The sequence below is a fragment of the Thioclava sediminum genome, from assembly GCF_002020355.1.
GTDB classification, from domain to species: Bacteria; Pseudomonadota; Alphaproteobacteria; order Rhodobacterales; family Rhodobacteraceae; genus Thioclava; species Thioclava sediminum.
This window is the reverse complement of record NZ_MPZV01000004.1, coordinates 124,050-144,599: the sequence shown is the minus strand read 5'-3', so window position 1 is coordinate 144,599 and position 20,550 is coordinate 124,050. Positions and strand designations below refer to the sequence as shown.

22 protein-coding genes are annotated in these 20,550 nt (G+C 60.9%); 11 read left to right on the top strand and 11 right to left on the bottom strand.

Annotation, left to right across the window (positions count from 1 at the left end):
* The first annotated feature begins 2 nt into the window (after positions 1 to 2).
* Positions 3 to 1,418: a S41 family peptidase gene (locus tag BMI91_RS15995; protein WP_078605872.1), complete on the top strand. Its 1,416-nt coding sequence runs from the start codon at positions 3 to 5 to the stop codon at positions 1,416 to 1,418.
* Positions 1,419 to 1,447: 29 nt separating this feature from the next.
* Positions 1,448 to 1,933, top strand: coding sequence for an RNA pyrophosphohydrolase (locus BMI91_RS15990; RefSeq protein ID WP_078605871.1), 486 nt, complete (start codon positions 1,448 to 1,450; stop codon positions 1,931 to 1,933).
* A 4-nt stretch (positions 1,934 to 1,937) separates the two neighbouring features.
* Here the strand turns inward: BMI91_RS15990 and nadC are convergent, their stop codons facing one another.
* The 7 genes from nadC to BMI91_RS15955 all read right to left on the bottom strand — a co-directional run bounded on the left by nadC (position 1,938) and on the right by BMI91_RS15955 (position 8,242).
* Positions 1,938 to 2,774, bottom strand: coding sequence for a carboxylating nicotinate-nucleotide diphosphorylase (gene nadC, locus BMI91_RS15985; RefSeq protein WP_078605870.1), 837 nt, complete (start codon positions 2,772 to 2,774; stop codon positions 1,938 to 1,940).
* Position 2,775: 1 nt separating this feature from the next.
* A complete protein-coding gene (locus BMI91_RS15980) occupies positions 2,776 to 4,326 on the bottom strand; it encodes an L-aspartate oxidase (RefSeq protein WP_078605869.1) in 1,551 nt (516 codons plus the stop codon).
* Positions 4,323 to 5,375, bottom strand: coding sequence for a quinolinate synthase NadA (gene nadA / locus BMI91_RS15975; RefSeq protein ID WP_078570612.1), 1,053 nt, complete (start codon positions 5,373 to 5,375; stop codon positions 4,323 to 4,325). The genes BMI91_RS15980 and nadA overlap by 4 nt, the downstream gene beginning before the upstream one ends.
* Positions 5,376 to 5,477: 102 nt before the next feature.
* Positions 5,478 to 6,176 (bottom strand): DNA polymerase III subunit epsilon, encoded by a 699-nt coding sequence (gene dnaQ / locus BMI91_RS15970; RefSeq protein WP_078605868.1) that lies wholly within the window; start codon positions 6,174 to 6,176, stop codon positions 5,478 to 5,480.
* Positions 6,169 to 6,768 (bottom strand): dephospho-CoA kinase, encoded by a 600-nt coding sequence (coaE, locus tag BMI91_RS15965; protein ID WP_078605867.1) that lies wholly within the window; start codon positions 6,766 to 6,768, stop codon positions 6,169 to 6,171. The genes dnaQ and coaE overlap by 8 nt, the downstream gene beginning before the upstream one ends.
* Positions 6,765 to 7,604, bottom strand: coding sequence for a shikimate dehydrogenase (locus BMI91_RS15960; RefSeq protein WP_078541499.1), 840 nt, complete (start codon positions 7,602 to 7,604; stop codon positions 6,765 to 6,767). The genes coaE and BMI91_RS15960 overlap by 4 nt, the downstream gene beginning before the upstream one ends.
* Positions 7,601 to 8,242: a Maf family protein gene (locus BMI91_RS15955; protein WP_244176663.1), complete on the bottom strand. Its 642-nt coding sequence runs from the start codon at positions 8,240 to 8,242 to the stop codon at positions 7,601 to 7,603. The genes BMI91_RS15960 and BMI91_RS15955 overlap by 4 nt, the downstream gene beginning before the upstream one ends.
* A gap of 356 nt (positions 8,243 to 8,598) precedes the next feature.
* Between BMI91_RS15955 and BMI91_RS15950 the strand changes: the two genes are divergently transcribed.
* The 7 genes from BMI91_RS15950 (at position 8,599) to BMI91_RS15920 (ending at position 15,977) form a co-directional block, all read left to right on the top strand.
* Positions 8,599 to 9,063: a CopD family protein gene (locus BMI91_RS15950; RefSeq protein ID WP_078541497.1), complete on the top strand. Its 465-nt coding sequence runs from the start codon at positions 8,599 to 8,601 to the stop codon at positions 9,061 to 9,063.
* A gap of 134 nt (positions 9,064 to 9,197) precedes the next feature.
* Positions 9,198 to 10,469 carry a transcription termination factor Rho gene (rho, locus tag BMI91_RS15945; protein ID WP_078522665.1) on the top strand — a complete coding sequence of 424 codons (1,272 nt, stop codon included), beginning with the start codon at positions 9,198 to 9,200 and terminating at the stop codon, positions 10,467 to 10,469.
* 34 nt (positions 10,470 to 10,503) lie between these two features.
* Positions 10,504 to 11,787 (top strand): tRNA uridine-5-carboxymethylaminomethyl(34) synthesis GTPase MnmE, encoded by a 1,284-nt coding sequence (gene mnmE / locus BMI91_RS15940; protein WP_078605866.1) that lies wholly within the window; start codon positions 10,504 to 10,506, stop codon positions 11,785 to 11,787.
* Between the two features lie 12 nt (positions 11,788 to 11,799).
* Complete coding sequence (gene mnmG, locus BMI91_RS15935; RefSeq protein WP_078606073.1) at positions 11,800 to 13,662, top strand: tRNA uridine-5-carboxymethylaminomethyl(34) synthesis enzyme MnmG; 1,863 nt, start codon at positions 11,800 to 11,802, stop codon at positions 13,660 to 13,662.
* On the top strand, positions 13,659 to 14,288 hold the full coding sequence (gene rsmG, locus BMI91_RS15930) for a 16S rRNA (guanine(527)-N(7))-methyltransferase RsmG (protein WP_078605865.1): 630 nt from the start codon (positions 13,659 to 13,661) through the stop codon (positions 14,286 to 14,288). Before mnmG ends, rsmG begins: the two co-directional genes overlap by 4 nt.
* Complete coding sequence (locus BMI91_RS15925; protein WP_078522668.1) at positions 14,281 to 15,093, top strand: ParA family protein; 813 nt, start codon at positions 14,281 to 14,283, stop codon at positions 15,091 to 15,093. The genes rsmG and BMI91_RS15925 overlap by 8 nt, the downstream gene beginning before the upstream one ends.
* A gap of 2 nt (positions 15,094 to 15,095) precedes the next feature.
* Positions 15,096 to 15,977, top strand: coding sequence for a ParB/RepB/Spo0J family partition protein (locus tag BMI91_RS15920; RefSeq protein WP_078605864.1), 882 nt, complete (start codon positions 15,096 to 15,098; stop codon positions 15,975 to 15,977).
* Here BMI91_RS15920 and BMI91_RS15915 read toward each other — a convergent pair whose 3' ends face one another.
* Genes BMI91_RS15915 through rph form a run of 4 tightly spaced genes read right to left on the bottom strand, consistent with a single transcriptional unit; the run spans position 15,978 to position 18,806 of the window.
* Positions 15,978 to 16,331, bottom strand: a complete 354-nt coding sequence (locus tag BMI91_RS15915; RefSeq protein ID WP_078551026.1) for a YbaN family protein — start codon at positions 16,329 to 16,331, stop codon at positions 15,978 to 15,980. It lies immediately after the preceding gene.
* A complete protein-coding gene (gene hemW / locus BMI91_RS15910; RefSeq protein ID WP_078605863.1) occupies positions 16,331 to 17,488 on the bottom strand; it encodes a radical SAM family heme chaperone HemW in 1,158 nt (385 codons plus the stop codon). Before hemW ends, BMI91_RS15915 begins: the two co-directional genes overlap by 1 nt.
* The gene (gene rdgB / locus BMI91_RS15905; protein ID WP_078605862.1) at positions 17,485 to 18,096 is read right to left on the bottom strand and encodes an RdgB/HAM1 family non-canonical purine NTP pyrophosphatase; all 612 of its coding nucleotides are present in this window, start codon (positions 18,094 to 18,096) and stop codon (positions 17,485 to 17,487) included. Before rdgB ends, hemW begins: the two co-directional genes overlap by 4 nt.
* Positions 18,093 to 18,806, bottom strand: coding sequence for a ribonuclease PH (rph, locus tag BMI91_RS15900; protein ID WP_078605861.1), 714 nt, complete (start codon positions 18,804 to 18,806; stop codon positions 18,093 to 18,095). The genes rdgB and rph overlap by 4 nt, the downstream gene beginning before the upstream one ends.
* 118 nt (positions 18,807 to 18,924) lie before the next feature.
* Between rph and hrcA the strand changes: the two genes are divergently transcribed.
* Complete coding sequence (hrcA, locus tag BMI91_RS15895; protein WP_078570602.1) at positions 18,925 to 19,986, top strand: heat-inducible transcriptional repressor HrcA; 1,062 nt, start codon at positions 18,925 to 18,927, stop codon at positions 19,984 to 19,986.
* A 5-nt stretch (positions 19,987 to 19,991) separates the two neighbouring features.
* Positions 19,992 to 20,540: a nucleotide exchange factor GrpE gene (locus BMI91_RS15890; protein WP_078522675.1), complete on the top strand. Its 549-nt coding sequence runs from the start codon at positions 19,992 to 19,994 to the stop codon at positions 20,538 to 20,540.
* Positions 20,541 to 20,550: the final 10 nt, after the last annotated feature.

The following is a 20,550-nucleotide window of genomic DNA, read 5'->3' as shown; positions in this document are numbered from 1 at the left end:
GTATGAAAAAGTTCATGATGGCAGCGGTTGGCGGCACGCTCGCGGGGGCGCTTTTGTCCACGCAAGTCGCGGCGCCGCTGATGGCCGAAGAAACGAAACGCAACGAGACCGTCTACCAGCAGCTGGACCTGTTCGGCGACATTTTCGAAAAAATCCGCCAAGACTACGTTGAGCCGGTGGACAGCAAGAAGCTGATCGAAGCCGCGATCAACGGCATGCTCAGCTCGCTCGATCCGCATTCCAGCTACCTGCCGCCCTCCGATTACAGCGATATGCGCGTTCAGACGCGCGGCTCCTTCGGCGGCCTCGGCATCGAGGTCACGCAGGAAGACGGCTTCGTGAAGGTGGTTTCGCCGATGGACGGCACGCCCGCAGCCGAGGCTGGCATCAAGTCCGGCGATTTCATCACCGCGGTCGATGGCGAGTCCCTGATGGGGATCCCGCTCGATCAGGCGGTGGACAAGATGCGCGGGCCGGTCGGTTCGGACATCACCGTGACCATCGTCCGCGAAGGCGAGCAGGATCCGTTCGACGTCACGCTGACCCGCGACACGATCAAGCTGACCGCCGTGAAAGGCCGCCACGACGGCGATACCGTCATTCTGCGCATCACCACGTTCAACGACCAGACCTTCCCGAACCTCGAATCCTCGATCAAGGAGCAGGTCAAGGAAGTCGGCGGCATGGACAAGGTCGATGGCTTCATCGTCGATCTGCGCAACAACCCCGGCGGTCTGCTGACGCAGGCGATCAAGACGGCGGATGCGTTCCTCGACAAGGGCGAGATCGTCTCGACCCGTGGCCGGAATCCGCAGGATAGCGAGCGGTTCAACGCGACCGCGGGCGACATGGCGGACGGCAAGCCGATCGTCGTGCTGATCAACGGTGGCTCGGCCTCGGCGTCGGAAATCGTGACCGGTGCGCTGCAGGATCATCACCGCGCGATCGTCGTCGGCACCAAGAGCTTCGGCAAAGGCTCGGTCCAGACGGTCATGCCGATCCAGGGCGAAGGCGCGATGCGTCTGACCACCGCGCGTTACTACACGCCGTCGGGCCGTTCGATCCAGTCGCTGGGTATCGCCCCCGATGTGGTCGTGCCGCAGCCCGATCAGCCGAAATCCGAGGATAAAGCGGCCGCCGAAGGCGACAACGCCCGCAAGATGACCTCCGAGGCCGATCTGAAGGGTGCGATCACCAACGACTCGATGACCGAGGACGAAAAGCAGCAGGCCGAGGACGAGCGCGCGAAAGCCGAAGAGGCTGCGAAGCGCCGGATGGAAGATTTCCAGATGTCCTACGCGATCGACCTGATCAAAGGCCTCTCGGCCATTGCCCCCGAGACGAAGGCTGACACCGCCTCGACGCAGAAGGCCGAAGCGCCGAGCGCCGATGGCAAATCCGACACGCAGCAGAATTGAGGGAAGGGGCCTTCGGGCCCCTTTTTCATATGACCCCCGAAGAGATCGTTAAACTTCCTTACCGCCGCAATGTCGGCGTCGTGCTGATGAACCCCGCTGGCCTCGTGTTCGCAGGCCAGCGCATCGACAATCCCGGCCCGGCTTGGCAGATGCCGCAAGGCGGGATCGACAAAGGCGAGAAACCGAAAGAAGCAGCCCTACGCGAGCTGGAAGAAGAGACCGGGGTGAACCCCGATCTCGTCGAAATCGTCGCGAAAACCTCCGATTGGGTGCGCTACGACCTGCCGCATGATCTCGTGCCGAAAATCTGGAACGGCCGCTGGCGCGGGCAGGAGCAGAAATGGTTTCTGATGCGCTTCCTCGGTTCCGACGATCAGGTGCAGATCGAGACTGACCATCCCGAATTTTCGGTTTGGCAATGGATGCCCTTCGACGAGCTGGTCGAGAATATCGTGCCCTTCAAACGCTCGGTCTATGAGGCCGTGCGCGCCGAATTCAGAGACTATCTCGGCTGAATTTTCAGAAATCGAGGCCCAGATCGAGCGTCCGGACCGAATGGGTGAGCGCGCCGGAAGAGATATAATCCACACCGGTCGCCGCCACTTCGGCAATCCGCTCGAGCGTCATGTTCCCCGAGGCTTCCAGCACCACGCGGCCCGCATTCAGCGCCACCGCCGCACGCAGTTCCGCGCTGTCCATATTGTCGAGCAGGATGACATCGGCCCCGCCGATCTTCAGCGCTTCTTCCATCTGGCGCAGCGTGTCGACTTCCAGCTCGATCCGCATCATGTGGCTGCGCGCCGCTTTCGCCGCTTCGAGCACCGCACGGACGCCACCAGCCGCCGCGATATGGTTATCCTTGATCAGGATCGCGTCGGACAGACCGTAACGATGGTTAAAACCGCCACCATGGGTCACTGCGGCCTTCTCCAGAACGCGCAGCCCCGGCGTCGTTTTCCGCGTGCAGGTGATACGCGCCTTGGTGCCTGCGGTTTTCGCGACAAAGCCTGCGGTTTTCGTGGCGATCCCGCTCAGACGGCCCGCGAAATTCAGCGCCACACGCTCCCCCATCAGGATCGAGGCCGCCGATCCGTCGACCGTCAGCAAAGTCTCACCCGCTTGGCAGGGGTTGCCGTCAGAGATCAGGATCGACACGCGCAGCGTGGGATCGACCAGCCGAAACGCCATCGCCGCGACCTGCATCCCCGAAACCACGCCATTTTCGCGCGCTTTCAGCCGCGCGGAATAGGTTTTGCCCGCCGGGATCACCGCATTGGTCGTCGCGTCGCCCATGGGCGAAAGGTCTTCGACCAGCGCGGCGCGGACAATCGGTTCGATCAGCAAATCGGGCAGCATGTCAGTCCTCCAAGGCAGCGGCGCGGATGTTCAGCGCCTCCTCCAGCGTAATTTTCGTTCTTTCCGCGAGTTTCGGGTTCATCTCCGGGAAATCCGAGCGGAAATGCCCCCCGCGGCTTTCCTCGCGCGCAAGCGCCGCCGCAGCAATCAACGTGGCCGTGGCGGTCATGTTCCGCATCGTTTCCGTGCGAGCCTCCGCCTCGATCTTCGCAATGACCCGAAGCGCAGCTTTCAAACCGTCCGCATCGCGCACGACACCGACGCCGTCGGTCATGGCTTTTCGCAAGACCTGTACGGCTGGCTCATTCACCGGGACATCGCCTTGCGGAAAATCGGGATTAACCATTCCGACGTCGGGGATCTCCCCAAGCTCCGCGGCGATCCCGACAGCGCATATCCGCGCGAAGACTAGGGCCTCCAGCAATCCGTTCGACGCCAGACGGTTCGCCCCGTGAAGCCCGGTCGACGACGCCTCGCCACAGACCCAAAGCCGATCGAGCGAACTGCGTCCCTCGGTATCGGTATCGATCCCGCCCATGTGATAATGCGCGGCGGGTGCGACGGGGATCACGCCGGAAACAGGGTCTATTCCAGCCCTTTCGCAAGCTTCGGCCACAGCCGGAAAGCGCGTCAGAACCTCGGCTCCAAGGGCTTCGCGCGTATCCAGAGCGGGCTCGCGCCCGGCTTTGCGTTCCAGATACACAGCCCGGGCCACGATATCGCGCGGCGCAAGCTCGGCATCGGGATGAACCGAAAGCATGAAGTGTTCGCCATCCGCGTTAACGAGTGTTGCGCCTTCACCGCGCAGCGCCTCGGTCGCAAGCGGGGCAGGGTCTTCGCCACTCGCGATCGCGGTCGGATGGAACTGCACGAATTCCGGATCGGCGATCCGCGCCCCGGCGCGCGCCGCCATCCCGATCACCTGCCCACGAATTCGCGGCGGGTTCGTCGTGACGGCAAACAGCCCGCCCGACCCGCCGCCCGCCAGCAGGATCGCCGGGCTTTTGATCAGCACCGGCCCCGAGGGCTCAAACGCGCGCTCGATCCACACTCCGGTGACGCGCCCGTCCTCCGTCTCCAGATGCGTCGCCAAAACGCCCTCCAGAACCTGAACCGACGGGGTCTGACGGACCGCGGCCACGAGGGTTTGCATGATCTCGCGCCCTGCCTGATCGCCCTTCACCCGAACGACCCGCGCGTGGCTATGCGCCGCCTCGCGCGACATCACGTAATCACCCTCCGGATCGCGATCGAAAGGCGTGCCGAGTTCGGTTAATGCAAGGATGTGCTGACGCGCTTCTTCAGTCACCAAATGCGCGATTTGCGGTGAAACAGTGCCTGCGCCGGCGATCATCGTGTCGCGCGCATGAGAGGCGGGCGTATCGCCAACCGACATCGCTGCCGCGACGCCGCCCTGGGCCCAAGCCGAAGATGCGCCTTCGCCCAGAGTTTCCGGCGAGATGATGAGAACGGGGCGGGGCGCGAGGCTGAGCGCCGCATAAAGCGCCCCCAGACCTGCGCCGACGATGATGATCCGTCGCGTTTCGATCACTTCGCGAGGGTCCGGGACAGCTCGATCATCCGCTCAACCGCGACGCGCGCCTTTTCGGCGACCTGCGGATCGACGATCACTTCCTCGGTCCCGGTATGCAGCGACCACAGGATTTTTTCGAGCGTGATCTTCTTCATGTAGGGGCACATATTGCACGGACCCACAAAATCTACTTCCGGCAACGCATCGGCGATGTTCGACGCCATCGAGCATTCGGTGACCAACATCGCCTCTTTCGGCTTGTTGGTTTCGACGTAGTTGATGATGCCCGAGGTCGAGCCCGAGAAATCCGACGCCGCGACGACATCGGGCGGGCATTCGGGGTGCGCGATGATCCGTGTATTCGGATGCATCGATCGGAAGTCATTGATATCCTTGGCAGTATACTGCTCGTGAACGATGCACGAGCCCTCCCACCAGACGACATTCTTCTCGGGGACCTCGTTCGCCACGTTCTGCGCGAGATACTGGTCCGGGGTCATGATGACCGTGTCGCTCTCCATCGCGCGCACGATCTGCGCAGCATTGGACGAGGTGCAGCAGATATCGGACGCCGCTTTCACCTCGGCAGTCGTGTTAACGTAGCTTACCACGGGCGCACCGGGATATTTGGCGCGCATCTCCGCGATACCGTCGGCGGTGATCGACTCCGCCAGCGAACAACCGGCCTTCATGTCAGGGATGAGAACAGTCTTGGCAGGGTTCAGGATCTTCGACGTCTCGGCCATGAAATGCACGCCGCATTGGACGATCGTCCCGGCCTGAACCTTCGTGGCCTCAATGGCGAGCTGAAGACTGTCACCCACAACATCTGCCACGCCGTGGTAGATTTCCGGCGTCATGTAGTTATGCGCGAGAATTACCGCGTTTTTCTCTTTTTTCAGACGATTAATCGCGCGGATGTAGGGCGCGTAGCGCGCGAAATCCGGCAAGGGAATAACGCGATCCATCTTTGCGTGGATGTCCCGCATTTCTTCTGCCAACTCAATGGATGGCGCAAGATCGTAAGTCTCGGCCAGCGTGGCACGCATTTCGGTCAGGTCCAGCATGGACGGTCCTCCCGCTCTCTCCCTAAGAAGCCCCCGATTTAAGGGAGGTTGACGCTCGGTTAAATGGAAAACTTGCTTATTATGTCAGAAAACCCGACGTTTTCAGTCGTAGCGGTTCCAGATCGCGGCTTCGCCGAGCTGGGCTACGAAGGCAGCATGCGCCTCGGCCTCCTCGGCAGTCAAGCGCGGGGGCAGGGGCTCAGGGCGAGGCTTTGGACGCCAGTCTTGATTGGCTCCGGCCTGACGTTTCTGTCCCGTTTCAACGGGTTGCAGCCCGAAGCCCGGCTGCCGGCCACCGATCAACTCGAGATAAACCTCGGCCAGAATTTCACTATCGAGCAACGCGCCATGCAGCGTCCGCGATGAGTTGTCGATGCTGAAGCGGCGGCACAGTGCATCGAGCGTCGCGGGCGAGCCCGGGAATCTCCGCCGCGCCATTGCCAGCGTATCGAGCGCGCGATCATCCGGGATCAGCGGCAATCCGGCCCAGCCAAGCTCGGCATTCAGGAATTTCATGTCGAACTTGGCATTGTGGATCACGAGGACCGAGTCCGTGCCGATGAAATTCAGAAAATCGAGGCCAATCTGGGCGAATTTGGGTTTGTCCGACAGGAATTCATCGCCCAGCCCGTGCACCTGAAAAGCTTCCTGGGGCATCGACCGCTCAGGGTTAATGTACTGGTGATAGGTGTTACCGGTCGGCATGTGGTTGAAGAGCTCAACCGCACCGATCTCGACGATCCGGTCGCCTTCTCCCGGCTCGAAGCCCGTGGTTTCGGTATCGAGAACGATTTCACGCATCTTGCTCACCCCTGATCTTCGCAATCAGGTTTCGCACATCTTGGCGGGTCTGCTCAAGATCGAGGGTTTCGATCACGAAGGTTGCGCGACGTCGTTTTTCGGCATCCGGCATCTGGCGCGACAGAATGAAATCAAGCTGCGCCTCGGTCATGTCAGGCCGCTCGAGAACACGCGCGCGCTGAACCTCAGGCGGGGCGGTGACCACGAGCGTTTCATCGCAGGCAGCGTCGGCCCCGGTCTCGAACAAAAGCGGAATGTCGAGAAGGATCAGATCCGCCTCCGGATGCGCGGCGATGAAGTCGCTCCGCGAGGCCGTGGTGAGCGGATGAACGATCGATTCAAGGCGGGTTAGAGCCTTTTTATCGCTGGCGAGCAGCTTTTTCAGCTCGGCCCTGTCCACCGCTCCATCCTTGACCGCAGACGGGAAGGCCGCGGCAATCGGCGCAACGGCCTCGCCACCCTTCGCGTAGAGATCGTGCACCGTCCGATCGGCATCCCACACGGGAATTCCCGCCTCGGCGAACATCGCTGCCGTCGTGGATTTTCCCATCCCGATGGAGCCGGTCAGCCCGAGCAGGAAAGGATTGCTCATGCCCCGAGCACCGCGTTGCGGACAGTTTCGGTCACTTCCGGGCGCTGGCCGAACCAGCGCTCAAACCCGGGAACGGCTTGATGCAGAAGCATGCCGAGCCCGTCGACCACGGTGCATCCCACATCTTCAGCCTCGGCGAGGAATTTCGTCTTAAGAGGTGTGTAGACGAGATCGCAACAGGTCGCGCTTGGCCGCAACGCATCGAGCGGAACGCGGAATTCGGATTTCCCGACCATGCCGAGCGAGGTCGTGTTCACGACGGTCGCGGCATCTTCGAGCATATTGCCCGCCTGCACCCAATCGTAAACGACGAGACGCGCGCCGAATTCCTGACGCAGCGCGTCTGCGCGGGCCCGGGTGCGGTTTGAGATACGAATCTCCGGCGCACCGCTTTCCAGAAGCGAGGCGACGATGGCGCGCGCAGCCCCGCCAGCGCCCAGAACTGCGGCCGGACCGGACTTGGGATCCCAGTTCGGCGCATTCTGCCGAAGATTAGCGATAAACCCGTAACCGTCTGTATTATCAGCGTAAATTTTTCCGTCAGGCCGGAAGACCAAAGTGTTCGCCGCCCCGATCAGAGCCGCACGATCGGAAATGACATCGGCAATCTCAAGCGCACGGATCTTGTGCGGGATGGTGACATTGGTGCCGACAAACCCCGCTTTCGGCAGGCTCCGCAGCACGGTTTCCAGGTCATCGCGCGCCACATCCATCGGAATGTAGAACCCGTCGATCCCGTATTCGGCGAACCACGTCCGAAACAGGAGCGGCGAGCGCGAATGCGCGACCGGCGACCCGATGACGCCAGCGAGGGGAATGCGCGGATGATCCGTCATGTTGTGAAATCTCCTCGGGCGTGAAGCCAGTTAAGGAATTCGATCAGGGGAAGGCCGAGTACGGCAAAATAGTCGCCTTGGACGCGGGAGAAAAGACGCACGCCTTCTTCCTCGAGTTTGTAGCTGCCAACCGACCAGCGGATGCTGTCCCAGTTGCGGGCGACGTAATCGTCGATGAACGGCTCCGACAGCGGGTGCATCGTCAGGCGTACTTCGCCGACATGCCGCCACAGCGGCTCGCCATCCCGGATCGCGACCATCGCGGAAAGAAGTTTGTGGGTCTGGCCGGAGAGGGCGCGCAGCTGCGATTTCGCATCTTCCGGCGTCTCCGGTTTCGACAAAACCGCGCCTTTGAGTTCGAGAACCTGATCCGCGCCGATCACCAGCTCCCCGGGGTGGCGCGCCGAGAGCTTCGCGGCCTTCATCTCGGCAAGGAGGTCCGCCACATCGCGCGGCTTCGCCTCTTCGGCCTCCAAACTCCGGCGGATCATGTCTTCATCGATGCGTGCGGGCTGCACGGTCACGGACAGGCCGGCGTTGCGCAGAAGCTGCGCGCGGATTTCTGAGGCGGAGGCGAGGAGGATGTTCATGAACTTGTGGATAAGCGGGCGCAGAAGTCTCGGGGTCAAATTGGGCATAACGCGGATCGGCGGATTACTCCACCGGATCGGCATGTTTCATGGCAGATTTCCGAAACTTGTCCACCTGTGGAATTCGGATTCGAGTCGTTGGGGACATGCCGGGGATTTCACAATTTTCTCCCAAGAGTTATCCACAGGTTGACGTTGTGACTCTCTGAAAAAGAATCACGCGATATCAATATTTTACGAAACGTGAGCCGAGTAAAAGATTAGTGCTCGCCTGATGTTTTCCGCCTGTGGAGAAAGTCTTGATAAAGTGTTAATCCACATCATCAACAGGCCCTACATCATCATCATCTTTTTCTTTAAAGAATCTTTTTTGAAGATGATGGCAGCTGTCAGCCGGAGGCGAGATGACCGATTTCCTGAGCACTTGGTATTTGTGGATCAAAGCACTGCATGTGATGGCGATCATCACCTGGATGGCGGCCCTGTTTTATTTGCCGCGACTTTACGTTTACCACGTCGAGGGGCTGAACAAGGCGGGCATGGAGCGCGATAGCGATCAGGAACTCCTGTTCCGGCATCAGGAACGGCTTCTCCTCAAGGCCATTATGAATCCGGGAATGATTGCGAGCTGGCTCTTCGGCCTGATGCTGGTCTTCACGCCGGGGATCGTCGATTGGTCGAGCATCTGGCCGTGGACCAAAGCCGCAGCCGTTCTCGGTATGACCTGGTTCCACATGTGGTGCGCGAAGGAACGCAAGGCGCTCGCAGAGGGCAGGGCGAACCGCAGCGGGCGCTACTACCGGATGATGAACGAGATCCCGACGATCTTCATGATCGTTATCGTCGCCTCGGTGATCGTGAAATTCTGACTTTCGTTGACTCAGCGACGCTTTGCGCTTATCTGCGTCGCTAAGCCACGGCCGTCCTGGTCGACCGGTTTTTCTGTTACATGACGAATTTATGCGTCCATCGTTGAGATGAGGCGCCAGCTGCAGGTGATCCGATGAGCGATGAACGCCTCAATCTCTCCGATTTGAAAGCTAAGAGCCCGAAGGAACTTCTGGCGCTGGCCGAAGAATGGGAGATCGAAAACGCTTCGACCATGCGCAAGGGCGAGATGATGTTCTCGATCCTGAAGGAGCATGCCGAGGATGACTGGGTCATCGGCGGCGATGGCGTGCTGGAAGTGCTGCAGGACGGCTTCGGCTTCCTGCGCTCGACCGAAGCGAACTATCTGCCGGGTCCCGACGATATCTACGTCTCGCCCGACATGATCCGCCAGCACAGCCTGCGCACCGGCGACACCGTCGAAGGCGTAATCCGCGCCCCGGGCGAGAACGAGCGCTATTTCGCGTTAACGAAGGTTGAGCGGATCAACTTCGAAGAGCCGGAGAAAGCGCGCCACAAGGTCGCCTTCGACAACCTCACGCCGCTGTATCCCGACGAGCGTCTGAAGATGGAAATCGAGGATCCGACGATCAAGGATCGCTCGGCCCGGATCATCGACCTCGTCGCGCCGATCGGTAAGGGTCAGCGTTCGCTGATCGTGGCGCCGCCGCGGACCGGTAAGACGGTGCTGCTGCAGAATATTGCGACCTCGATCGAGCAGAACCATCCGGAATGTTACCTGATCGTGCTGCTGATCGACGAACGCCCGGAAGAAGTGACCGACATGCAGCGCTCGGTGAAGGGGGAGGTCGTGTCCTCGACTTTCGACGAACCGGCAACGCGTCACGTCGCGGTCTCCGATATGGTGATCGAGAAGGCGAAACGTCTGGTCGAGCATAAGCGCGATGTGGTTATTTTGCTGGACTCGATCACCCGTCTGGGCCGCGCCTTCAACACCGTCGTTCCGAGCTCGGGCAAGGTGCTGACCGGTGGTGTCGACGCAAACGCGCTGCAGCGTCCGAAGCGCTTCTTCGGGGCCGCGCGGAACATCGAAGAGGGCGGCTCGCTGACCATCATCGCGACGGCGCTGATCGATACCGGCTCGCGGATGGACGAGGTCATCTTCGAAGAATTCAAGGGCACGGGTAACTCGGAAATCGTGCTGGACCGCAAGGTCGCGGACAAGCGCGTCTTCCCGGCGATGGACATCCTCAAATCCGGTACCCGGAAAGAGGAACTGCTCGTCGATCAGAAGGATCTGCAGAAAACCTACCTTCTGCGCCGCATCCTGAACCCGATGGGCACGACCGATGCGATCGAGTTCCTGATTTCGAAGCTCAAGCAGACCAAGACGAACTCGGAATTCTTCGACTCGATGAACGGCTGAGGCCGTCCTATCTTCCGCAGGGAAGAGGATTGCTATGGACACGATCTATGCTCTGGCCACGGCCCGCGGAAAAGCGGGCGTGGCCGTCATTCGTATTTCAGGACCGCTGGCGTGGCAGGCGGCGCGGAACTTGGCAGGGACCCTGCCGGAGCCGCGCGTCGCAGGGCTGCGGCGGTTGCGGCTCGCGGGTGAGGAACTCGACGAGGCAGTGGTGCTGTGTTTCGAGCGCGGCGCCAGCTTTACCGGCGATGAGGTCGCGGAACTGCATATCCACGGCGCGATTGCGACGGTTTCTGCGGTGCTTCGCGCGCTTGGGCAGATCGACGGGTTGCGGCTTGCAGAACCTGGTGAATTCACCCGGCGGGCGTTGGAAAACGAACGGCTCGATCTGGCGCAGGTCGAAGGGCTTTCCGATCTGATCGAGGCGGAAACCGAGGCGCAGCGCAAGCAGGCATTGAAGGTTCTCTCGGGCGCGGTTGGCGCTCTGGTCGAGGATTGGCGCGCAAAGCTGATCCGGGCGGGGGCGCTGATCGAAGCCACGATCGACTTTGCGGATGAGGAAGTTCCGGTAGATGTTTCGCCCGAGGTACTGGAGCTGATTGACGCGGTCAGCGCCGGAATTCGTGATGAATTACGTCGTCTTGGTGCCGCGGAGCGTATTCGCGAAGGGTTCGAGGTCGCGATTGTCGGGCGGCCGAATGCCGGGAAATCAACCTTGCTTAACGCGCTCGCGGGGCGTGAAGCGGCGATCACCTCCGAATTCGCAGGCACGACGCGCGACGTCATCGAGGTGCGGATGGAGATTGGCGGGCAGGCGGTGACCTTGCTCGATACCGCTGGGCTTCGCGAAACCGACGATGTCGTGGAGGCGATCGGGGTGGAACGGGCGCTCGACCGCGCGCGACAATCCGATCTGCGTGTTTTCCTGCTCGACGGCGAGGAAGTCCCGCTGATCGCGCCAGAACCGGGCGATCTGGTGGTGCATGGCAAAGCTGATATCGCCGCGCATGATGGGCTGAACGTCTCAGGCAAAACGGGTGAGGGGCTTGGCGAGTTGCTCTCTGCGATCGAAGAACGTCTGTCTGGGCTGGGCGAAGGCGCCGGCGTAATGACGCGCGAACGGCACAGGGTTGCGATGCAGCGGGCATTCGGGGCTTTGGAATCGGCGCGAGATGAGGTATTGCGCGGGTCCGACCGAAGCGAGCTGGCAGCGGAATCACTGCGCCAGGCGGCTTGGGCGCTCGAAGCGTTGCTCGGTCGGGTGGATGTCGAGAACCTGTTGGACGAAATTTTCTCGAGCTTCTGCATCGGAAAGTAAGGAGTGTTTCACGTGAAACATTACGACGTCATCGTGATCGGAGGCGGGCACGCCGGAACCGAGGCAGCCCACGCGGCGGCCCGGATGGGTGCGCAGGTGGCTTTGGTGACGCTTCGCGCTGATGCGATCGGGGTGATGTCGTGCAATCCGGCGATCGGTGGGCTTGGTAAAGGCCATCTGGTCCGTGAGATCGACGCGCTGGACGGTGTGATGGGCCGTCTTGCCGACGCGGCCGGTATTCAGTTCCGCCTTCTTAACCGACGTAAAGGCCCCGCCGTGCAAGGCCCGCGCGCTCAAGCGGATCGCAAACTCTACCGCGAGGCTGCCCAGCGTATGACCGCGGCGCAGCCCAACCTTGAGGTGGTCGAGGGCGAGGTGACCGATCTGCGCGTTGAAGGCGGTCGGGTCACTGGTGTAGTGCTGGCCGATGGCGTGGCACTGAGCTGTCAGTCCGCGATCCTGACGTCTGGGACCTTCCTGAATGGCGTGATCCATATCGGCGACCAGCAGCGTCCGGGTGGCCGCATCGGGGATCGGCCTTCGCGGGCGTTGGCAGAACGGCTTTACGCGATGGATCTGCCGATGGGGCGCCTTAAAACGGGCACGCCGCCGCGGCTGGATGGGAAGACGATTGCCTGGGACAAACTGGAGAGTCAGCCCGGGGATGATGATCCGGTGATGTTTTCCTTCCTGAACCGGAGTCCCGAGGTCCGGCAGATTTCTTGCGGGATTACCCATACGAATGGGCGGACGCATGACATCATCCGGAGCAACCTTGACCGCTCCGCGATGTATGGCGGTCATATTTCCGGGGTGGGGCCCCGCTATTGCCCGTCGATCGAAGACAAGGTCGTGCGCTTCGCGGATAAGGACTCGCATCAGATTTTCCTCGAGCCGGAAGGTCTGGACGACGACACGGTCTATCCGAACGGGATTTCCACCTCGCTGCCCGTGGATGTTCAGGAAGATTACGTCCATTCGATTTTCGGGTTGGAAGAGGCGAAGATCCTCCAGCCCGGTTACGCGATCGAATATGACTATGTCGATCCGCGCGCGTTGGACGCGACGCTGCAGTTGCGTGCTGTGCCCGGCCTATATCTTGCGGGTCAGATCAACGGGACTACAGGATATGAGGAGGCCGCAGCTCAGGGCCTCGTCGCTGGCTTGAACGCGGCATCCTCTGCGAAGGCGGGCGCACCGGTGCATTTCAGTCGGACGTCGAGCTATATCGGCGTGATGATCGACGATCTGACCTCGCGCGGGGTAACCGAACCTTACCGCATGTTTACCTCGCGGGCTGAGTTCCGCCTGTCGCTGCGGGCCGATAATGCCGACCAGCGCCTCACGGGCATGGGGATCGAGATCGGCTGTGTTGGCGAGGCGCGCCGGGTTCTGTTTGAAGAGAAATCCGCCGATCTGACGGCAGGGCGGGATCTGCTGCAGTCGATCTCGCTGACGCCCAAGGAAGCCAAGGCGAAGGGCTTCAAGGTGAACGAGGACGGGACGCGGCGGACCGTTTTCGATCTGCTGTCTTTCCCCGATATCACGATGCCCGCTCTGCAAGAGGCGCTGCCGGAATTACAGGATCTCTCCGATGAGACCGCGCGGCAGCTGTCGATCGATGCGCTCTATGCGAATTACGTTGCGCGTCAGGAGGTCGACGCGGCTTCCCTTAAGCGCGATGAGGGCTGGGAGATTCCCGAAGATTTCGATTTCGATTCGCTGCAGGGGCTCTCGAACGAGTTGAAGGGTAAACTTAAGCGCGCGATGCCGAAAACTTTGGGGCAGGCGGGACGTGTCGACGGCGTGACGCCGGCGGCACTTACGTTGATCTTGGCGCGGCTGCGGCAATCAAAGCGGGCACGCTCTGCATGACGGCGCCTGAAACTGAAGAGTTCGCTGAGCGATTCGATGTTTCACGTGAAACATTGGATAAGCTGTTTGCCTATGAGGCGCTGCTCAAGAAGTGGAATCCTGCGATTAACCTCGTCGCGAAGTCGACCTTGGAGGATATGTGGTCGCGCCACTTCCTCGATTCGGCACAAATATTCGCGATGGCGCCCGAAGATGCGCGGATTTGGGCGGATTTCGGGGCAGGGGGCGGCTTTCCGGGTTTGGTGATTGCGATTCTGTCGGCGGAAAAGGCACCGGAACGCCAAGTCATTCTGGTCGAATCGGATCTGCGAAAATCGGCTTTTCTCTCGACGGTCACGCGGGAGCTGTCGCTCAATATCCGCGTTCTTGCGCAACGAATCGAAGAGATCGCCCCGCTGAAGGCCGATGTCGTCTCGGCCCGGGCCCTCGCGAACCTACCGAAACTACTGGAATTCACTGCGCGGCATCTGAAGCCCTCCGGCATCGCTATCTTCCCGAAAGGTGCGCGCTGGCAGGAAGAACTTGCGCAGGCGAAGGAAAGCTGGTCCTTTGACTACGAGGCGATCGAAAGCCTCAGCGATCCAAACAGTGTTGTCCTGAAAATCCACGGAGCCGAGCGTGTCTGATCCAATTCGCGCAAATGAACCGAAAATCATTGCGATTGCGAACCAGAAAGGCGGCGTGGGGAAGACGACGACGGCGATCAACCTCGCTGCAGGGCTGGTTGAAGCCGGGCGTAAGGTTCTTTTGATCGATCTCGATCCGCAGGGGAATGCGTCGACGGGTCTGGGTATCGAGCCCGATGATCGCGAGCTGACGACCTACGATCTGCTGATCGAAGACGCGCCGGTTTCTTCGGTTTTGCACAAGACCGAAATCGACGGTCTTTACCTCTGCCCGGCGACGACGGACCTGTCTTCGGCGGATATGGAGCTTGTCTCGACCGAAAAGCGCAGCTTCCTTCTGCATGACGCGCTACGACATCCAGATGTTGATAGCTATGGCTTCGACTATATCTTGATCGACTGCCCACCTTCGTTGAGCCTTCTGACGATCAACGCAATGGTTGCGTCGCATTCGGTCCTAGTGCCGCTGCAGGCGGAATTCTTCGCGCTCGAAGGACTTTCGCAGCTGATGCTGACGATCCGGGAGATCCGCCTAAGCGCGAATCGTAACCTGCGAATCGAGGGGGTCGTTCTCACGATGTATGACGTGCGGAACAATCTCTCGCAGCAGGTGGAGGCGGATGCGCGCGCGACTTTGGGCGAGTTGGTGTTCCGGACGATGATCCCACGGAACGTGCGGGTCTCCGAGGCGCCGTCCTATGCGATGCCGGTGCTCAGCTACGACAGCAGTTCGCGCGGGGCGTTGGCCTATCGGAATCTCGCCAGCGAATTGATGTCGCGGCATGAACTGGCAAAGGCGGTGTGAGAATGGCGAAGGAACGCGAAAAGCGTGGATTGGGGCGTGGTTTGTCGGCTTTGATGGCGGATGTTGATTTGAATCCGACCGAGACGACGGCGCCTCCGCGTCGTCCGGAGCAATATGTCCCGGTCGAAAAGATCGAGCCGAACCCCGATCAGCCACGTCGCGATTTCGAACCGGCCGCTTTGGAAGAACTGGCGTCATCGATCCGCGAAAAGGGCGTGATTCAGCCGCTTATCGTGCGCAAACACCCGACGAAGCCCGATCATTACGAGATTGTGGCCGGTGAACGCCGGTGGCGCGCGTCGCAGATGGCCAAGCTGCACCAGCTTCCGGTCATCATTCGCGAATTCAACGACACGGAAGTGCTGGAAGTCGCGATCATCGAGAATATTCAGCGCGCCGACCTTAATGCGCTCGAAGAGGCGCTTGCGTATAAGCAGTTGATGAGCCGCTTCGGGCATACGCAGGAGAAGCTGGCCGAGGCGCTGTCGAAAAGCCGCAGCCATATCGCGAATCTGATGCGTTTGTTGCAGCTTCCCGAAGAAGTGCAGGTCTATCTGCGCGAAGGGAAGCTGTCTGCCGGTCATGCGCGGGCGATGATCACCGCCGAAGATCCGGTCAGCCTGGCGAAACAGGCCGTTGCGAAGACGCTTTCGGTGCGCGATGTCGAGAAACTTGCGAAGAAGCAGCAGGGCGGGGAAGAGCGTAAAGCGCGTCCAAAACCCCAGAAAGACGCTGACACGCGGGCGCTTGAGGGCGATTTGTCCGCGACGATCGGGATGAAGGTCGCGATCGATCATACCAGCAGCGGCGGTGGCAAGATTACGATTTCTTACGACGATCTGGAGGAGCTCGACAAGCTTTGCCAGATGCTCAGCAACGGCTGATCAGCTATTCGGGCGCGTCCAGATGAAAATCAGGACGCCGAGCAAGGTGATCCCCTGAATTGCCAGGATTTCGACCGGTAACCGGAAGACCAAAGACAGGCCGAAAGCCGCGAAAACAGACACTGTTGCCGCGATTTTCGCGCGTTTCGCGATGGCGCGGCGCTCCTGCCAGTCTATGATCTGCGGTCCGAAGCGCGGATGGGTGATGATCCAGTTGTGCAGACGATCAGAGGATCGCGCGAAGCAAAACGTCGCCAGAAGCATCAACGGAACGGTCGGGACGAGCGGCAGAAATAGCCCGATGATCCCGATCCCGGCCGAGATGATGCCAAGCGTGAGCCAGAGGATGCGCATCAGGGGATGAGATCGCGAATAATGGCGTTCAAGACCGGGCGGCCTTGATCCGTCGCGCGCAGAAATCCGTTCTCTCTCTCAACCATGCCGATATCCTCAAGATGGCGCATTGTCGCCTCATCGAGCGGTGAACGCGAGATGGTGTTGAACCGTTCCATCTCGAGCCCTTCGGACAGGCGCAGCGCGAAGAGAAGATACTCGATTGCCTGCTCTTCGCGGGGCAGCGCGGCGCGCTCATTCTCTCCGGCACCGGTTTTTTCCACCTGCGCAAGCCAGGCGCCGGGCTGTTTGAGCGTATCGGTAGCGTGACGGACACCGCCTTCGGTAAGGCGCCCATGTGCGCCGGGACCGATGCCGATGTAGTCGCCATAACGCCAGTAAATCAGGTTATGCCGGCTCTCGGCGCCCGGGCGCGCGTGGTTCGAGATCTCGTAGGCGGGCAGGCCGTGCTTCTCGCAGATTTCCTGCGTCGCGAAATACATCTCGGCGGAGATATCGTCCTCAGGAATGCCGCGCAGCTTGCCCGCGTCGTGCCGCGCGCCGAAAACCGTGCCGGGTTCGATGGTCAGCTGATAGAGCGAGAGGTGGTCGACCGCCATTTTCAGCGCCTCATCCAGCTCTGCTTTCCAATCTTCGATCGTCTGGTGCTGGCGCGCGTAGATCAGATCGAAGCTCACACGCTCGAATTGCTTGCGCGCGATGTCGAAAGCTTTCTGGCCTTCCGCGACTGAGTGCATTCGGCCCAAACGACGGAGATCTTCGTCGTTCAGGGCCTGCATCCCCATCGAGACGCGGTTCACGCCAGCCTCGGAAAAGGCTCTAAACCGCCCGGATTCGACACTTGTGGGGTTCGCTTCGAGGGTGATCTCGAAGTCGTTGCTGGTTTGCCAGTTTCTGCGGATGCGCTCGATGATTGCGGCGACGATCTCGGGATCCATCAGCGAGGGTGTGCCGCCGCCGAAGAAAACCGTGTTCAGAATCCGGCCTTCCGTCTGCGCGGCATAGCGGTCGAGTTCGCTGAGATAGGCAGAGAGCCATCGTTTCTGGTCGATGGCGGTCGCGACATGGGAATTGAAGTCGCAATAGGGGCATTTGGCGGCACAGAACGGCCAGTGAAGGTAGAGGCCGAACCCTCCGTGCCGCCAATCCTCAGTCATTTCGCGTCGAAAATCGTCACAAACTTGCGGAAAGCATCCGCACGGTGCGAAATCTCGTTCTTTTGCGCGGGATCCATCTCCGCGAAGGTCTGGTCATAGCCATCGGGCTGGAACATCGGGTCATATCCATGCCCGAGAGCGCCGCGCATCGGCCAAACCAGCTGACCTTCGACACGGCCGTCGAACACCTCGTCATGCCCGTCGGGCCAGGCGAGAACCAGGGTGGAGCGGAAGCGCGCGGTCCGCGGCAGCTCCGCTTCGATCTCGTCGCAGGCTTTCCAGGTTTTTTCCATCGCCATGGTGAAGTCGCGCCCGTTCGGCGTGGTCGCCCAATCGGCGGTGTAGACGCCCGGCGCACCGTCGAGACAGTCGACTTCGATGCCGGAATCGTCAGCCAATGCGGGCAGCCCGGTCGCTTTCGCCGCCGCATGGGCCTTGATCCGCGCATTGCCGACGAAGGTGCTCTCTGTCTCTTCCGGCTCGGGGAGGTTCATTTCCTTCGCGCCGACGACCTCGACGCCGAAAGGCGCGAGGATCGCTTTGATCTCCTCGAGCTTTCCGGCGTTATGGGTCGCAACCAGCAGCTTCTTTTCGGTGAAGCTTCTCATTCGACTGCGGCTTTCTGCATTTCGACAAGCTTCGCAGCGCCTTCCTCGGCCAGATCGAGAAGCCGATCCATCTGTTCGCGCGAGAATGTCGCGCCTTCGGCCGACATCTGCACTTCGATCAACTTGCCGCGCCCGGTCATGATGAAATTCCCGTCAGTGCCCGCTTCGCTATCCTCGGCATAGTCGAGATCGGCGACCGGCTGGCCCGCGTAAATCCCGCAGGACAGGGCTGCGACATGATCGAGCAGCGGATCGGAGGTGCAGGCGCCCGATTTCATCAGCTTGTTCGTGGCGAGACGCAGCGCGACCCAACCGCCGGTGATCGAGGCGCAGCGCGTGCCGCCATCGGCTTGGATCACATCGCAATCGACGACGATCTGACGTTCGCCAAGCGCCGAACGATCAACGCCAGCGCGCAGGGCGCGGCCGATAAGTCGTTGAATTTCAACGGTTCTTCCACCTTGCTTGCCCGCAGCGGCCTCACGACGATTACGCGTGTTGGTTGCGCGCGGCAGCATGCCGTATTCTGCCGTCACCCAGCCAAGGCCGGAGCCTTTGAGGAAAGACGGCGCGCGGTCTTCGATCGTGGCGGTGCACAGCACATGGGTGTCGCCCATTTTGATCAGGCAAGACCCTTCTGCGTGTTTCGTAACCCCGGTCTCGATTGAAATCGGGCGAAGTTCACTTAACTCTCTGCCGGATGGGCGCATCGTGGGGACCTTTCTAATGAATTCACCCCATTTGATCGCCCATGCGCAGCGATGCAACCCCCGTGCCGTGATTGACCTTCGGCTTCGCGCGGCTTTAAGTCAGCAGGGATGAAGCGCGATGAGTGACCAGAACGATATTCTTTCCGAACTGAACGACCGCTCCCGCGAAGTGTTTCGCCGGGTGGTCGAAGGCTATCTCACGACCGGCGGTCCCGTGGGCTCTCGGAGCCTGACCCGAGAGATGAACGAGAAGCTGTCTGCGGCGACGATCCGCAACGTGATGCAGGACCTCGAATATCTCGGCCTTCTGGACAGCCCCCATGTCTCCGCCGGACGTGTTCCGACCCAGACGGGTCTGCGGCTGTTCGTCGATGGGGTGATGGAGGTGAACCATCTCGGCGACGAGGACCGCGCTGCGCTCGATGCCACGATGGGCGCGAATTCAGGCGATGTAGGGTCTTTGTTGGACCGGGTTTCCAGCGCGCTCTCGGGGATGACGCAGGGCGCGAGCCTCGTTCTGACGCCGAAACACGAGGCCCCGATCCGGCATATCGAATTCGTCTCGCTCTCGCCGGACCGGGCGCTGGTGGTGCTCGTCTTCGCGGACGGGCAGGTGGAAAACCGCGTCTTCACGCCGCCGCTGGGTCAGACGCCGTCCTCGATGCGGGAGGCCGCGAATTTCCTCAACGCGATGGCGGAGGGGAAGACCTTGTCGGAGCTGCGTGGTCACATCGCCCGCGAAATCGCAAATCACCGCACCGAAATCGATTCGCTCGCGACCGAGCTGATCGACAGCGGATTGGCAGCCTGGGAGAATAAAGGCGAGCGCTACGAGCGGCTGATCGTGCGCGGTCGTGCCAATCTTTTGGGCTCCGAAGACGACCTCGACCGCATTCGCTCGCTGTTCGACGATCTCGAGCGGAAGCGCGACATCGCCGAATTCCTCGATCTGGCCGAGGATGGCGAGGGCGTGCGTATTTTTATTGGCTCGGAGAACAAACTTTTCTCTCTTTCGGGTTCCTCTTTGGTTGTCTCTCCATATATGAACGCTGACCGAAAGATCATTGGTGCGGTGGGCGTGATTGGGCCGACCCGGCTCAACTACGGGCGCATCGTGCCGATCGTGGACTACACAGCGCAACTGGTCGGGCGGATGATCTCCGGCCAGGGCAAAGGATGAATGGCATGAGCGAGAAAAAAGACGAGATTGCCGAGGATCAGGCGCATATCGACGAGAGCTTCGAGGATGTGCTGTCCCATGAGGAAGACGAGCTCGAGGCATTGCGTGCGGAGCGCGACGATTATCGCGACCGATTCATGCGCGCGCTGGCGGATGCCGAGAATGCGCGCAAACGTGCCGACAAAGAGCGTCAGGAAGCCTCGAATTACGGTGGGACGCGTCTGGCGCGCGACATGCTGCCCGTGTTCGACGCGCTCTCGCGTGCGCTCGAAGCCGCGAATGAGGATGTTCGTTCGCAGGCCGGGCCGTTCCTCGAAGGCGTCGAGCTGACCCAGCGCGAATTGCTGAACGTGTTCGCCCGTCACGGCATCACCACGGTGGCGCCCGAGGTCGGTGAGAAATTCGACCCGCAGATGCATGAGGCGATGTTCGAAGCGCCCGCGCCCGGCACCAAGGCCGGCGACATTATTCAGGTCATGGAGAACGGCTTCATGATCCACGACCGGCTGCTGCGGCCGGCGAAAGTGGGCGTCAGCTCCACTCCGAAATCCTGATCGGCAAGGC

Coding starts and splice junctions, on each gene's coding strand:
- nadA (WP_078570612.1), bottom strand. CDS start 5,375: ATGCTGGACCTGACCGAAATGCGTGCCACGCTGGCCGAGACTTACGAT.
- rdgB (WP_078605862.1), bottom strand. CDS start 18,096: ATGAGAAGCTTCACCGAAAAGAAGCTGCTGGTTGCGACCCATAACGCC.
- coaE (WP_078605867.1), bottom strand. CDS start 6,768: ATGAGCAATCCTTTCCTGCTCGGGCTGACCGGCTCCATCGGGATGGGA.
- BMI91_RS15920 (WP_078605864.1), top strand. CDS start 15,096: ATGGCGAAGGAACGCGAAAAGCGTGGATTGGGGCGTGGTTTGTCGGCT.
- BMI91_RS15995 (WP_078605872.1), top strand. CDS start 3: ATGAAAAAGTTCATGATGGCAGCGGTTGGCGGCACGCTCGCGGGGGCG.
- BMI91_RS15890 (WP_078522675.1), top strand. CDS start 19,992: ATGAGCGAGAAAAAAGACGAGATTGCCGAGGATCAGGCGCATATCGAC.
- rph (WP_078605861.1), bottom strand. CDS start 18,806: ATGCGCCCATCCGGCAGAGAGTTAAGTGAACTTCGCCCGATTTCAATC.
- BMI91_RS15950 (WP_078541497.1), top strand. CDS start 8,599: ATGACCGATTTCCTGAGCACTTGGTATTTGTGGATCAAAGCACTGCAT.
- hrcA (WP_078570602.1), top strand. CDS start 18,925: ATGAGTGACCAGAACGATATTCTTTCCGAACTGAACGACCGCTCCCGC.
- BMI91_RS15990 (WP_078605871.1), top strand. CDS start 1,448: ATGACCCCCGAAGAGATCGTTAAACTTCCTTACCGCCGCAATGTCGGC.
- nadC (WP_078605870.1), bottom strand. CDS start 2,774: ATGCTGCCCGATTTGCTGATCGAACCGATTGTCCGCGCCGCGCTGGTC.
- rsmG (WP_078605865.1), top strand. CDS start 13,659: ATGACGGCGCCTGAAACTGAAGAGTTCGCTGAGCGATTCGATGTTTCA.
- BMI91_RS15960 (WP_078541499.1), bottom strand. CDS start 7,604: ATGACGGATCATCCGCGCATTCCCCTCGCTGGCGTCATCGGGTCGCCG.
- hemW (WP_078605863.1), bottom strand. CDS start 17,488: ATGACTGAGGATTGGCGGCACGGAGGGTTCGGCCTCTACCTTCACTGG.
- dnaQ (WP_078605868.1), bottom strand. CDS start 6,176: ATGCGTGAAATCGTTCTCGATACCGAAACCACGGGCTTCGAGCCGGGA.
- BMI91_RS15915 (WP_078551026.1), bottom strand. CDS start 16,331: ATGCGCATCCTCTGGCTCACGCTTGGCATCATCTCGGCCGGGATCGGG.
- BMI91_RS15955 (WP_244176663.1), bottom strand. CDS start 8,242: ATGCCCAATTTGACCCCGAGACTTCTGCGCCCGCTTATCCACAAGTTC.
- rho (WP_078522665.1), top strand. CDS start 9,198: ATGAGCGATGAACGCCTCAATCTCTCCGATTTGAAAGCTAAGAGCCCG.
- mnmE (WP_078605866.1), top strand. CDS start 10,504: ATGGACACGATCTATGCTCTGGCCACGGCCCGCGGAAAAGCGGGCGTG.